The 14,065-nt window shown below is 68.6% G+C and carries 5 protein-coding genes; 4 read left to right on the forward strand and 1 reads right to left on the reverse strand.

Features of this window, described 5'->3' with window-relative positions; all coding sequences use genetic code 11:
* The first annotated feature begins 49 nt into the window (after positions 1-49).
* The 4 genes from MFF26_RS21465 to MFF26_RS21480 all read left to right on the forward strand — a co-directional run bounded on the left by MFF26_RS21465 (position 50) and on the right by MFF26_RS21480 (position 11,677).
* A complete protein-coding gene (locus MFF26_RS21465; RefSeq protein ID WP_137830645.1) occupies positions 50-3,427 on the forward strand; it encodes a maltotransferase domain-containing protein in 3,378 nt (1,125 codons plus the stop codon).
* 133 nt (positions 3,428-3,560) lie between these two features.
* Positions 3,561-6,827, forward strand: a complete 3,267-nt coding sequence (treS, locus tag MFF26_RS21470; RefSeq protein ID WP_137830646.1) for a maltose alpha-D-glucosyltransferase — start codon at positions 3,561-3,563, stop codon at positions 6,825-6,827.
* A 145-nt stretch (positions 6,828-6,972) separates the two neighbouring features.
* Positions 6,973-9,342: a 1,4-alpha-glucan branching protein GlgB gene (gene glgB / locus MFF26_RS21475; RefSeq protein ID WP_238308508.1), complete on the forward strand. Its 2,370-nt coding sequence runs from the start codon at positions 6,973-6,975 to the stop codon at positions 9,340-9,342.
* A gap of 172 nt (positions 9,343-9,514) precedes the next feature.
* The gene (locus MFF26_RS21480) at positions 9,515-11,677 is read left to right on the forward strand and encodes a molybdopterin-containing oxidoreductase family protein (protein ID WP_137830648.1); all 2,163 of its coding nucleotides are present in this window, start codon (positions 9,515-9,517) and stop codon (positions 11,675-11,677) included.
* A 41-nt stretch (positions 11,678-11,718) separates the two neighbouring features.
* On the opposite strand, the gene MFF26_RS21485 is transcribed toward MFF26_RS21480, so the two are convergent.
* On the reverse strand, positions 11,719-14,049 hold the full coding sequence (locus tag MFF26_RS21485) for a Tex family protein (protein WP_137830649.1): 2,331 nt from the start codon (positions 14,047-14,049) through the stop codon (positions 11,719-11,721).
* Positions 14,050-14,065 lie beyond the last annotated feature (16 nt).

A 14,065-nucleotide genomic window follows, 5' to 3' on the forward strand; every position in this document is an offset into this window, starting at 1 on the left:
CGCCGACCATCACGCGAAACGACGCCCGAGCCAGAAGACGGAGGCGAGAATGAACGCACCGAACACCGCCGTGACGCCCGCAACGCGGACCGACGCGGGAACCGTGGCGCTGCCCGCCGCCTTCGCGCCCCGCGCCGAGGGACCGCGCATCTACAACCTGTTCCCGCTCCTCGTCGGCACGGTCTCGGCCTGGACCGCCGAGCTGCCGCGGATCGCCGGGCTCGGCTTCGACTGGATCTACCTCAACCCCTTCCACCAGACCGGCGGCTCGCGCAGCCTCTACGCGGTGGCCGATCTCGACCGCCTCGACGACCGCTTCCGCGATCAGGACGGGACACCGGACGACGAGCAGATCGCCCGCTTCTGCAGGGAAGCCGCCGCGCATGGCATCGCGGTGATGAGCGACCTCGTCATCAACCACACCGCCGACAACGCCCGCCTGCTCCACGAGCGGCCGGACCTGTTCGTGCGCGACAACGAGGGCAAGCCGGTCAGTCCGGCGGCGATCGATCCCGACGATCCGAGCAAGCGCACGGTCTGGGGCGACCTGATCGAACTCGACTATCATTCCGAGCACGCGCGCTCGGAGCTGACGCATATCTTCGATGGCTACATCGCCAAATTGCAGACGCTCGGCGTGCGCGGCTTCCGCTGCGACGCCGCCTACAAGGTGCCGCCGGATGTCTGGCGCGCCCTGATCCGGTCCGCCAAGGCGCGCGAGCCGCAAACCCTGTTCGCCGCCGAGACGCTCGGCTGCACCTTCGAGGAGGCGCAGGCGACGGCGGGCGCGGGCTTCGACTACCTGTTCAACTCCTTCGCTTGGTGGAACCTCAAGGCGCCCTGGGCCCTGGAGCAGTACGAGCGCCTGCGGGTGGTGGCGCCCTCCATCGCCTTCCCCGAGAATCACGACATGGCGCGGCTGGCCGCCGAGATCCCCGGCGGGCCCGAGGCCGTGGCCGCCCGGCTCAAGGCCCGCTACGCGCTCGCCGCCTTCTTCTCGGCGGGCGTGCTGATGCCGATCGGCTACGAATGGGGCTATCGCCGCGCGCTCCACGTGGTCGAGACGAGCCCCGGCTCGCGCGAGCACGAGACCGGCATCGACATCTCCGGCACCATCGCCGCGATCAACGCCCTGAAGGCCGAGGTCCCGGCGGCCAATGTCGAGGGGGCGCAGATGCGTCTCTCGGCGCCCGACGCCCCCTTCGTCGCCCTGTTCCGCACCGATACCGGCCACGCGGCCTCCGCGAACTCGGCGACGCTGGTGCTCTACAATCCCGGGGAGACGCCCGCGCCCGTCGATGCCGGCGCGCTGATCGCCCGAACCGGCGGCCTGCTCGGCAGCTTCCTCGACCGCACACCGGATGCCGAGCCGATCGCCTTCCATCCCGGCGCCAGCATCGATCTGACGCCCGGCGAGCTGCGCATTCTCGTGGTCGAGCGCGCCAAGGTCGCCGCGCCCCCGCCCTCCACCACGCCCGACGGCCGGGGCCGCGTCGTCATCGAGGCGGTGAGTCCCGAGATCGACGGCGGTCGCTCGGCGGTCAAGCGCGTCGTCGGCGAGCAGGTGCGGGTCGAGGCCGACATCTTCTCCGACGGCCACGAGATCATCAACGCGGCGATCCTCTCCCGCGTCGTCGGCGCGGCGACGTGGCGGCGCGACCCGATGATCTTCGTCGACAACGACCGCTGGGCCGGCCATTTCCCGCTGGAGAAGAACGCCCGCTACGAGTTCACCATCGAGGCGTGGCGCGACGGCTTCTCGTCCTGGGTCCGCGACACGCTGAAGAAGCGCGACGCGGGCGTCGACGTGCGGCTGGAGACGATCGAGGGCGTCGAGCTCGTCCAGATCGCCGCCGACCTCGCGGAGGGCCGCGACAAGGAGCGGCTCAAAGCCCTGATCGCGTCGCTCGCGGCGGAGCCCGAGGGCTCGCCCGCGATCCTGCAGAAGATCCTGGCGCCCGAGGCCGCCTCGCTGGTCCGGCGCAACGCCGAGCGGGTGAACCTCTCGCGTTATCCGGTGCATGTGCCGGTCATCGCCGACCGCTTGGCCGCCCGATTCTCCGCTTGGTACGAGATCTTCCCGCGCTCGCAATCGGGCGACCCGAACCGCCACGGTACCTTCAAGGACGTGATCGCGCGCCTGCCGGAGATCCGCGAACTGGGCTTCGACGTGCTCTACTTCACGCCGATCCACCCGATCGGGAAGACCAACCGCAAGGGCAAGAACAACACCCTCAAGGCGTTGGAGGGGGATGTCGGCTCGGTCTACGCGGTGGGTTCGGAGGAGGGCGGCCACGAGGCCGTCCACCCGGAACTCGGCACCCTGGAGGATTTCCGCCAGCTGGTCGCGGCGAGCCACGCCCACGGCATGGAGGTCGCGATCGACTTCGCGATCCAGTGCTCGCCGGACCATCCCTGGATCAAGAACCATCCCGAATGGTTCGAGTGGCGGCCCGACGGCACGCTGAAATTCGCCGAGAATCCGCCGAAGAAGTACGAGGACATCTCCAACGTCCACTTCTACGGCGGGGCCTTGCCCTCGCTCTGGATCGAGCTGCGCGACATCGTGCTCGGCTGGTGCGCCCACGGTGCCCGCATCTTCCGCGTCGACAACCCGCACACCAAGCCGATCCCGTTCTGGGAGTGGATGCTGGGGGAGGTGAACGCCGCCTATCCCGACGCGATCTTCCTCGCCGAAGCCTTCACCCGGCCGAAGATGATGAAGAAGCTCGCCAAGGCCGGCTACCAGCAGAGCTACACCTACTTCACGTGGCGCAACACGAAGGCCGAGCTGACCGAGTACGCGCTCGAACTCGCCGGCGAGATGGGCGAGTACTACCGCCCGAACTTCTTCGCGAACACGCCGGACATCAATCCGTATTATCTCCAGACGAGCGGCCGGCCGGGCTTCATCGTGCGGGCGACGCTCGCGGCGACGCTCTCATCGATCTACGGCATCTATAACGGCTTCGAACTGTGCGAGGCCGCGCCGTATCCGGGCAAGGAAGAGTATCTCGACTCGGAGAAATACGAGCTGAAGGCGTGGGACTACCACCGCCCCGGCAACATTCGCGAGCACATCATCAAGCTCAATCAGGCCCGCCGGGACAACCCGGCCCTGTGGGACTTCCGCAATATCCACTTCACCGGCGCGTTCAACGACAACATCATCGCCTACGCGAAGGTGACGCCGGAGCGGGACAATTGCGTGTTCGTGATGGTCAATCTCGACCCGAAGAACCGCCAGGAATGCACCTACGAGGTGCCGCTCTGGCTGTTCGGCCTGCCCGACGACGGTGCCGTCGAGGTCGAGGATCTGCTGCAGGGCTACACGTTCGAGCTCTACGGCAAGAGCCACCGCATCGCGCTGGACCCCGCCGAACGCTCGGCGATCGTCTGGCGCATCCGCCCGCGCCGGGTTGTTTGAACCGGCTCCGACGTGAGATCGGCAGAAAGCGGCGTGTCCGTCGCGTTCTCGCCAAGAAGCGGGCTCAGCAGGCTCGCAGCCCGGCGCCGTGCGCGCCGGCCCCGCTCTCGAAGTGACGTGAGGCAGCGACGCGATGATCGATCGCAGCGATCCGCAATGGTACCGTGACGCCATCATCTACCAGATCCACGTCAAGTCGTTCTTCGACTCGACGAATGACGGGATCGGCGACTTCGAGGGCCTGACCCAGAAGCTCGACTATGTCCGCGACCTCGGCGTGACGGCGATCTGGCTGATGCCGTTCTACCCGTCGCCCCTGCGCGACGACGGGTACGACATCGCCGATTACCGTGACATCAATCCCTCCTACGGGACGATGGAGGACTTTCGCGCTTTCGTGGCGGCGGCGCATGAGCGGGGCCTGCGCGTCATCACCGAGCTCGTCATCAACCACACCTCGGACCAGCATCCCTGGTTCCAGCGCGCCCGCGAGGCCCCTCCCGGCTCGCCGGAGCGGGATTTCTACGTCTGGTCGGACACTGACGAGCCGTACGGCGACACGCGCATCATCTTCCTCGACACCGAGGCCTCGAACTGGACCTGGGACCCGGTCGCCAAGCAGTATTTCTGGCACCGCTTCTACAGCCACCAGCCCGACCTCAACTTCGACAACCCGGCCGTGCTGGAGGCCGTGATCGAGGTGATGCGCTACTGGCTCGACATGGGCGTGGACGGGTTGCGCCTCGACGCGATCCCCTACCTGATCGAGCGCGACGGCACGAATTGCGAGAACCTCCCCGAGACCCACGATGTCATCAAGGCGATCCGCGCGGCCCTCGACGAGAGCTATCCCGACCGGATGCTTCTGGCGGAAGCCAACCAGTGGCCGGAGGAGACCGCGCAGTATTTCGGCGACGGCGACGAATGCCACATGGCATTCCACTTCCCGCTGATGCCGCGCATGTACATGGCGATCGCCCGCGAGGACCGGCACCCGATCACCGACATCATGCGCCAGACCCCGGAGATCCCCGAGGGCTGCCAATGGGCGATCTTCCTGCGCAACCACGACGAGCTGACGCTCGAAATGGTCACGGCCGAAGAGCGTGACTACCTCTGGTCGTTCTACGCCGCCGAGCGGCGCGCCCGGATCAATCTGGGCATCCGCCGCCGCCTCGCGCCGCTCCTGGAGAACGACCGGCGCAAGATCGAGCTGATGAAGTCCCTCGTCCTGTCGATGCCCGGCACGCCGGTGCTCTATTACGGCGACGAGATCGGCATGGGCGACAACATCTATCTCGGCGACCGCGACGGCGTGCGCACGCCGATGCAATGGTCGCCCGACCGCAACGGCGGCTTCTCGCGGGCCAATCCGCAGAAGCTGTTCCTGCCCGCGATCCAGGACCCGATCTACGGCTACGACGCCATCAACGTCGAGGCGCAGACCCAGGCCCAGACCTCGCTGCTGAACTGGACGCGGCGCATGATCGCGATCCGCAACAACTCCGTCGCCCTCGGGCGCGGCGCGATCCAGTTCCTGTATCCGACGAACCGCAAGGTTCTGGCGTGGCTGCGCGAGCACGAGGGCGAGCGCATCCTCTGCGTCGCCAACCTCTCGCGGGCGCCGCAGGCGGTGCAGCTCGACCTGTCGGACCTGCGCGGCGCGATCCCCGTCGAGCTCACCGGCGGCAGCCAGTTCCCGGCCATCGGCGAGTTGCCCTACCTGCTGACGCTGCCGGCCTACGGCTTCTACTGGTTCTCGCTCTCGGCGGCGAATACCGGCGAGATCGGCCCGCAGCCGGCGACGCCCGAACTGTTCACGCTGGTGCTCACCGGCGGCGTCGAGACCCTGATCAAGGGTCGAGAGCGCACCGCCTTCGAGCGCACCGTCGCCCCGGCCTTCATCAATTCGCGCCGCTGGTTCGGGGCCAAGGGCTCGCGCATCAAGGCCGTGCAGGTCGACGACAGCGCGATCGTCAAGGACGATGCGGGCGAGGGCAAGTTCCTGCTGCCGCGGGTCGCCGTGACACTGGCGAACGGCGAGCGCCAGGACTACTTCGTGCCGCTCGCCGTCGACGAGGGCCGCGAGGACGAGTCCCTGCTCGATCACGCGGTCGCCCGCGTGCGGCGGGGCCCGCGCACGGGCCTGCTCTACGAGGCCGCCGCTGCCGCGCCCTTCGCGATCGCCCTGATCGAGGCGATGCGCGACGGCGCGACGATCCCCTCCGAGCGCGGCCAGATCGTCTTCTCGACGACCTCGGCCTACGATCCGGAAGTGCCGTTCGAGGCCGCCGACGTGCGCCGCCTCTCGGCGGAGCAGAGCAACACCTCCATCGCCATCGGCGCCCGGATGATGCTCAAGCTCCTGCGCCGCCTCCAGCCCGGCACGCATCCGGAGATCGAGATCGGCCGCTTCCTCACGGAGGAGGCCCATTTCGCCAACACGCCGGCGCTGCTCGGCGTGGTCGAGCACGTTGCCGAGGACGGCACCCGCACGGCGCTCGCGCTCCTTCAGAAATTCGTCCTCAATCAGGGCGATGCCTGGACCCTGATGCTGGAGGGGCTGCGGCGCGATTTCGACACCGTGGTGCTCGCACCCGAGAGCGAGGCGCCGACGCCGGAGGAAGCGTTCGCCTCGCATCTGCGCTGGGCGATCCTGCTGGGGCAGCGCACGGCCGAGCTGCACAAGGCCTTCGCCACCCCGACCGACGACCCGGCCTTCGCGGTCGAGCCGTTCACGGAATCCGATCTCAAGGCCCTGGCCGACGACGCCCGCCATCAGGCCTCCCGCGCCTTCCGCGGGCTCGACGCGATCACCGCCTGGTCGCCGGGTTCGGCCGCCGAGGCGCTCGCGGCGCGGCGCGGCGAGGTCGAGGCGCTGATCGGAGACCTGGCCTCCGGGCCGCTGCGGGGCGCCACCAAGACGCGCATCCACGGCGACTACCATCTCGGCCAGGTGCTGGCCTCGGAGGGGGATCTCATCATCGTCGATTTCGAGGGCGAGCCCTCGCGACCGGTCGAGCAGCGCCGGGCCAAATCGACGCCGCTCCGGGACGTGGCCGGCATGCTGCGCTCCTTCGCCTACGGGGCCGAGACGGTGGTGCGCGAGATCGCCGCCCGCTTCGGCGACAGCGCGGAGCGGGCCCGCAACGCCTCGATCGCGTGGCGCGGCATGATCGATGCAGCGTTCCTCGACGGGTACGGTCAGGCCGTCGCTGGCAGCCAAGCGGCGGTCGAGGACGCCGACACCCATCGGCGGCTGCTGCGTCTGAGCCTCCTGGCGAAGGCGCTCTACGAGGTCGATTACGAGGTCAACAACCGACCCGACTGGATCGAAATCCCGGCACGCGGGGTTCTCAACATGCTGGACGAGGCCAAGCGCGACCGCGCCTCGGCCTAATCTCTGCCGCGTGAGGGCCGGACCGGCCCCATGCCGGTCCGGCTCAAGAGAATGAACGAAGCGACGGGCGGGGCGGAGCGCGAAGCCCCCCGGCTCGTTGTCACATCGAAGCAGACCTAGACGGCGCATCGGAAGAGGTGACTGCATGACGGCTCTGGACGACAAGGCGACCTCCCCGGCGGCAGCCTCGAACGAGGGCCGCGCGGCCGCCGACGTCCCGAACAGGTCAGGCGTGGCCGAGGCGGCGTCAGCCCCCCGGTCTCCTGAATCGTTGGCCGGAGAGGGCGGCGCACCGCGCGCCGGTCGCCCCGTCTCCCAGCCCCGCGACACGCACCTGTCCCCCGAGGCCGTCGCCTCGGTGATGGCCGCCGATCACGGCGACGCCTTCGGCGTGCTCGGACCGCATCAAGTCGGTCCCGGCGCCTGGGAGATCCGCGCGATCCTGCCCGAGGCCAAGGGCGCCCGGCTGCTCACCGGCGGCCAGAGCCTGCCCTTTGAGCGCGTGCATCCCGACGGATTCTACGTCGCCAGCGTGAAGAGCGAGGGCCGACCGCTCTACGAGATCGAGGTCGAGGCCTGGGACGGCTCGACGGCGCGCTGCCACGATCCCTACGGCTTCGGTCCCTCGCTGGAACAGCACGAGATCGACGGCCTGCGCGAGATCGGCAGCAACCTCGTCTACCGCGTGCTCGGGGCCCATGCCGGCACCCTCGACGGCATCGACGGCTACCGCTTCGCGGTCTGGGCGCCGAATGCCCGCCGGGTCAGCGTGGTCGGCGACTTCAACGATTGGGACGGGCGCCGTCACCCGATGCGCCTGTGGCGCAACGGCGGCATCTGGGAGCTGTTCGTGCCGGGCCTCACCGCCGGTCAGAACTACAAGTTCGAGATCCGCGGTCCCGACGGCGCCTTGCAGCCGCTCAAGGCCGATCCGCTCGCCTTCCGGGCGCAGCATCCGCCGCAGACGGCCTCGATCCTGCACGGTCTGGGAGAGCCAGCCTGGAACGATGCCTCATGGATGGAATCCCGCGGCAAGGGCGATCCGCGCCACTCCGCGATGTCGGTCTATGAGGTCCATCTCGGGTCCTGGGCGCGGGTGCCCGGCGAGGGCAACCGCTACCTGACCTACAAGGAGCTGTCCGAGCGCCTGATCCCCTACGTCAAGGAACTCGGCTTCACCCATATCGAGCTGCTGCCGATCACGGAGTACCCGTTCGACGGCTCCTGGGGCTATCAACCGGTCTCATTGTTCGCGCCGACCAGCCGCTTCGGCACGCCGGAAGAGTTCTGCGCCTTCGTCGACGCCGCGCACGAGGCCGGTATCGGCGTGCTGCTCGACTGGGTGCCGGGCCACTTCCCCCTCGACGCCCACGGCTTCGGCCTGTTCGACGGCACGCATCTCTACGAGCATGCGGACCCGCGCCAGGGCTTCCACCAGGATTGGGGCACCTACATCTACAATTTCGGCCGCGACGAGGTCTCGGCTTTCCTCACCGCCAACGCCCGGTTCTGGCTGGAGCATTACCATCTCGACGGCCTGCGCGTGGATGCGGTCGCCTCGATGCTCTACCTCGACTACTCGCGCCGGGCGGGCGAGTGGATCCCGAACCAGTATGGCGGCAACGAGAATCTCGACGCCATCAACTTCCTGCGCAAGACCAACGAGGCGACCTACAGCCACGCCCCGGGCACGATCACGGTCGCCGAGGAATCGACCTCCTGGCCCGGGGTCTCGCACCCGACCTATACCGGCGGCCTCGGCTTCGGCTTCAAGTGGAACATGGGGTGGATGCACGACACCCTGAAGTTCATGTCCGAGGATCCGATCCATCGGCGCTACCATCACCACAACCTGACCTTCGGGCTGCTCTACGCCTTCTCCGAGAACTTCGTGCTGCCGCTCTCCCACGACGAGGTCGTGCACGGGAAGGGCTCACTGCTCGGCAAGATGCCCGGCGACCGCTGGCAGAAATTCGCGAACCTGCGCGCCTATTTCGGCTTCATGTGGGGCCATCCGGGCAAGAAGCTGCTCTTCATGGGCGGCGAGTTCGGCCAGGAGCGGGAGTGGAACCACAACCAGTCGCTCGACTGGCACCTGCTCGAGGATCCGCTCCATGGCGGCCTCAAGGATCTGATCCGCGACCTCAACCACGTCTACACGTCGACGCCGGCCCTCCACAGCCGCGACGTCGAGCCCGGCGGCTTCCAGTGGCTGGTGGCGGATGATTCCGACAACTCGGTCATCGCCTGGGCCCGCAAGGGGAAGAACGAGGGCGAGATCGCCATCGTGGTCTCGAACTTCACCCCCGTGGTGCGGGAAGGCTACCGCGTCGGCGTGCCGAGCGGGGGGCGCTACCGCGAGGCGATCAACTCCGATGCCGAGCGCTACGGCGGCTCCAATGTCGGCAATATGGGCGGCGTCCAGGCGGACGCCGAGCCGAGCCATGGCCAGTCCCATTCGCTCCGCCTGACCCTGCCGCCGCTGGCCACGCTGATCCTCGTGCGCGAGGGCTGACCCGTCACGCTCCGGGACCGCGTCGCCGCGGTCCCGATCCTCGTCACGTCACCATGCGCTATCGTGCCGGCGCCGGATGCCCGTTTTGAATTATTCTTGAAATGAGGCATGCTGCCTCCTGCCATCGAAAACCGGCCCGTCGAACGAGGCCCGGCCCGAGCGCGGAGGACACATGAACGAGATCGTCAAGCCGGACTCCCTGATCGTCGCCGAGGCCGAGAGCCTGACGGAAACGTTCTTCGGAGGTTGCCCGCACGATTGCCCCGATACCTGCTCGATGCTGTTCGACGTCAAGGACGGACAGCTTCAGGGCGTGCGCGGCAATCCGGACCACCCGATGACCCGCGGTGGCCTCTGCGTGAAGCTGAAGGATTACGAGAAGCGCCACTACCATCCCGACCGGCTGCTCTACCCGATGAAGCGGGTCGGCCCGAAGGGCTCGAAGGAGTTCGAGCGCATCAGCTGGGACGAGGCGCTGGACACCATCGTCACGCGCTGGAAGGCCATCATCGACCAGTACGGTCCGCAGGCCATCGCGCCCTACAGCTATCTCGGCAACCAGGGTCTGGTGCACGGGCTGAACGGCGGCGACGCCTTCTTCAACCGCCTGGGCGCGACCGTGACCGAGCGCACCTTCTGCGGCGAGGGCTCCTGCACCGCGTGGCTCCTCACGGTCGGCCCGACCGCCGGCCTCGATCCGGACAGCTACATCCACTCGAAATACATCGTGATCTGGGCCTGCAACTCGATCAGCACGAACCTGCACCACTGGGCCATCGTGAAGGATGCCCAGAAGAAGGGCGCCAAGGTCGTCGTGATCGACACCTACGCCTCACGCACCGCCAAGGCCGCCGACTGGCACATCGCGCCGAAGCCCGGCACCGACGGCGCGCTCGCCATGGCGCTCATCAATTCGATCATCGAGCAGGGGCTCGTCGATCAGGATTACGTCGACAACCACACGGTCGGCTTCGAGGAGCTGAAGGAGCGCGCCGCCACCCGCACGCCCGAATGGGCCGCCGAGATCACCGGCGTCTCCGCCGACGATATCCGTCAGCTCGCCCGGGAGATGGCGACCGAGCAGCCGGTGGGCATCCGCATCGGCGTGGCGCTGGAGCGGCATTACGGCGGCGGCCAGACCATCCGGGCGGTCGCCTGCATCCCTGCGCTGACCGGCGCATGGCGCCATGTCGGCGGCGGCATCACCCAGTTCGGCGTCTGGGAGCATCCCTACAAGTTCGACGTCATCTGCCGCCCGGACCTGATCCCGGAGGGCACCCGCGTCGTCTCGAACCTGCAGATCGGCCGGGCGCTGACCGGCGAGATGCAGCTCGACCCGCCGATCATGTCGATGATGTGCTGGAACTCGAACCCCGTCACGCAGGCACCCGAGACCGACAAGATCGTCGAGGGGCTGATGCGCGAGGACCTGTTCATGGTCTCGGCCGAGCACTTCATCTCGGATACCGCCTCCTACGCTGACATCCTGCTGCCGGCGACGATGGGCGCGGAGATGGAGGACATGATCCTGTCCTGGGGCCACCTCTACCTCACCTACAACACCAAGTGCGCCGAGGCGCCCGGCGAGGCGATCCCGAACAACGAGATCTTCCGCCAGCTCGCGGCGCGGCTCGGCTTCGAGGAAGAGAACTTCAAGTGGAGCGACAGCGAGTGCCTCGAGCACTACGTCGATTGGTCGTCGCCGGCCTGCGAGGGCATCGACCTCGCCTATATGCGCGAGCACGGCTTCGCCCGCCTCAAAGTGGGCACGCCGGACGACCGCGCGCCGCACAAGGAGGGCAACTTCCCGACGCCCACCGGCAAGTGCATGCTGAAGGTCGAGGGCGCCACGAACTTCGTCGCCCCCCCGTTCCGGCAGATGTACGAGGGCTTCCAGCCCGGCGAGGCGCTCGACCCGCTGCCCGACTATCTCGGACCGCGCGAGTCCCACACGAACGATCCGGAGCTCGCCAAGCGCTTTCCGCTCAACATCGTCTCGCCCAAGAGCCACTACTTCCTGAACTCCTGCTACGCGAATATGGAGGACAAGCAGAAGGGCCAGGGCGAGCAGTTCGTGATGATCAACCAAGCCGACGCCGACGCCCGCGGCATCCGTGACGGCGACCGGGTCCAGGTCGGCAACGACCGCGGCGCCTTCAAGGGCGTGGCGCGGATCACCGACGACGTGAATGCCGGCATCGTGGTGGCGACGCTGGGCTACTGGCGCCAGCTCAACGAGGGCACGGTCAACAGCATCTCCTCGGGCGCCTTCACCGACATGGGCCACGCGCCGTCGTTCTCGGACAACCTCGTCGAGGTCTCGCGCTCGAACTGACGGGCGCGTCTCTCCTCCCCCTCGTGGGGAGGAGACGCGCCTCAGCGTCCGGGCGGCTGCCCCTTCGCCCGGCGGAACGCATCGGCCAGCGCCCCACCGCGCTCCGGCTGGGAGGCCTGCGGCGCGGGCCGCTGCGCCACCGGAGCCGGCCGCGGCCCGGCGCTCCGCGGCGCCGCCGGCGTCCCGTCCACCGGATCGTCGAGGCGCATCGACAGGCCGATGCGCTTGCGCGGCACGTCCACCGACAGCACCAGCACCCGCACCACGTCGCCGGCCTTCACCACCTCGGAGGGCGAGGCGATGCGGCGGCGCGCCATCGCCGAGATGTGGACCAGCCCGTCCTGGTGGACGCCGATATCGACGAAGGCGCCGAAGGCCGCGACGTTGGTGACGACGCCCTCCAGCTGCATCCCCGGCTTGAGGTCGGAGATCTTCTCGACCCCCTCCTGAAAGCTCGCGGTCTTGAAGGCGGGGCGGGGATCGCGGCCGGGCTTTTCCAACTCGGCGATGATGTCCCGCACCGTCGGCACGCCGAAGCGCTCGTCGGCGAAGCGCTCCGGTGAGAGCCCGCCGAGAACGGCCGCATTGCCGATCAGCACTTTGATGTCGCTCTTCGTCGCCTCCAGGATGCGCCGCACCACCGGATAGGCCTCCGGATGGACGCCGGACCGGTCGAGCGGATCGGTGCCGTCGGGGATGCGCAGGAAGCCCGCGGCCAGCTCGAAGGTCTTGGGCCCGAGCCCCGGCACTTTCTTGAGCGCGGCGCGGGTGCGGAACGGGCCGTTGCCGTCGCGATGGGCCACGATCTTGGTCGCGACCGACTCTCCGAGACCCGAGACCTGCGCCAGCAGCGGCACCGAGGCGGTGTTCACGTCGACGCCGACCGCGTTCACCGCATCCTCGACCACGCCGTCGAGGGAGCGCGACAGCTTCTGCTCGCCGATATCGTGCTGGTACTGGCCGACGCCGATGGATTTCGGGTCGATCTTCACGAGTTCGGCCAGCGGATCCTGAAGACGCCTTGCGATCGAGACGGCGCCGCGATGCGACACGTCGAGGTCGGGCAATTCCTTGGAGGCGATGGCGGAGGCCGAATAGACCGAGGCGCCGGCTTCCGAGACCATGACCTTGGCCATGGACAGATCGGGGTTGGCCGAGAGGATCTCGGCGGCGAGCTTGTCGGTCTCGCGCGAGGCGGTGCCGTTGCCGACCGCGATCAGCTCGACCCTATGGCGGCGGCAGAGCTTCGACAGGGCCGCGACCGCCTCGTTCCAGCGCCGCTGCGGCTCGTGCGGATAGGTCGTCTCGACGGCGAGCACCTTGCCGGTGGCATCGACCACCGCCGCCTTCACGCCGTTGCGGTAGCCCGGATCGAGCCCGAGCGTCGCCCGGCCGCCGGCGGGGGCGGCCAGCAGCAGATCCTTGAGATTGCCGGCGAAGACCTTCACGGCGGCATCCTCCGCCCGCTCGAACAGGCGGGTGCGCAGGTCCGCCTTGATGCCGGTGCGGATCTTGGTGCGCCACGCCACGCGCACCGTCTCGATGAGCCACGCATCGGCCGGGCGTCCACGGGCCGAGACGGCGTGGCGGCGGCAGATCGCCAGCTCGAACGGGCCGGGGATGCCGGACGGCGAATCCTCGCCTTCCGCCGCGAGCCCGATCTCCAGCACCTCCTCGGCCTCGCCGCGGAAGAGGGCCAGCACCCGATGCGAGGGCATCCGCTCCAGGCGCTCGCGCCAGTCGAAATAGTCCGAAAACTTCTGGCCCGCCGCCTCCTTGCCCTTGCGCACCCGCGAGACCGCCTCGCCGGACTTCCAGAAATCCTCGCGCAGGCGCCCGATCAGGTCGGCATCCTCGGCGAAGCGCTCGATCAGGATGGCGCGGGCGCCCTCCAGCGCCGCCTCGGCGGACTCGACGCCCTTGTCGGCGGCGACGTAGCCCTGCGCCGCCCGCTCGGGAGGCGTCTCGGGCTTGGCCAGCAGCGTCTCGGCCAGGGGCGCGAGGCCGGCCTCGCGGGCGGACTGCGCCTTGGAGCGGCGTTTCGGGCGGAACGGCAGGTAGATGTCCTCGAGCCGCGCCTTGGTCTCGGCGCCCGCGATCGCCGCCGACAGCTCCGGCGTCAGCTTGCCCTGCGACCGGACGCTCTCGATGATCGCGGCGCGTCGCTCGGCGAGGTCCCGCAGGTAGCCGAGGCGCTCGGCGAGGGTGCGCAGCTGCGCATCGTCGAGGGAGCCGGTCGCCTCCTTGCGGTAGCGGGCAACGAAGGGAACGGTGTAGCCGCCGTCGAGCAGTTCGACCGCCGCTGCGACCTGTCCCTCGCGCACCCCGAGTTCCTCGGCGATGAGCCCGTTCACGGTCTTCGTCACGGCCATCCAGGGCTCTCCATCG

This window comes from Methylorubrum suomiense (genome assembly GCF_022179765.1).
In the GTDB taxonomy this organism is placed as follows: Bacteria; Pseudomonadota; Alphaproteobacteria; order Rhizobiales; family Beijerinckiaceae; genus Methylobacterium; species Methylobacterium suomiense.

Excerpts from the sequence above, each read along its gene's own strand:
- MFF26_RS21485 (WP_137830649.1), bottom strand. The coding sequence starts at position 14,049 with ATGGCCGTGACGAAGACCGTGAACGGGCTCATCGCCGAGGAACTCGGG.
- MFF26_RS21480 (WP_137830648.1), top strand. The coding sequence starts at position 9,515 with ATGAACGAGATCGTCAAGCCGGACTCCCTGATCGTCGCCGAGGCCGAG.
- MFF26_RS21465 (WP_137830645.1), top strand. The coding sequence starts at position 50 with ATGAACGCACCGAACACCGCCGTGACGCCCGCAACGCGGACCGACGCG.
- glgB (WP_238308508.1), top strand. The coding sequence starts at position 6,973 with ATGACGGCTCTGGACGACAAGGCGACCTCCCCGGCGGCAGCCTCGAAC.
- treS (WP_137830646.1), top strand. The coding sequence starts at position 3,561 with ATGATCGATCGCAGCGATCCGCAATGGTACCGTGACGCCATCATCTAC.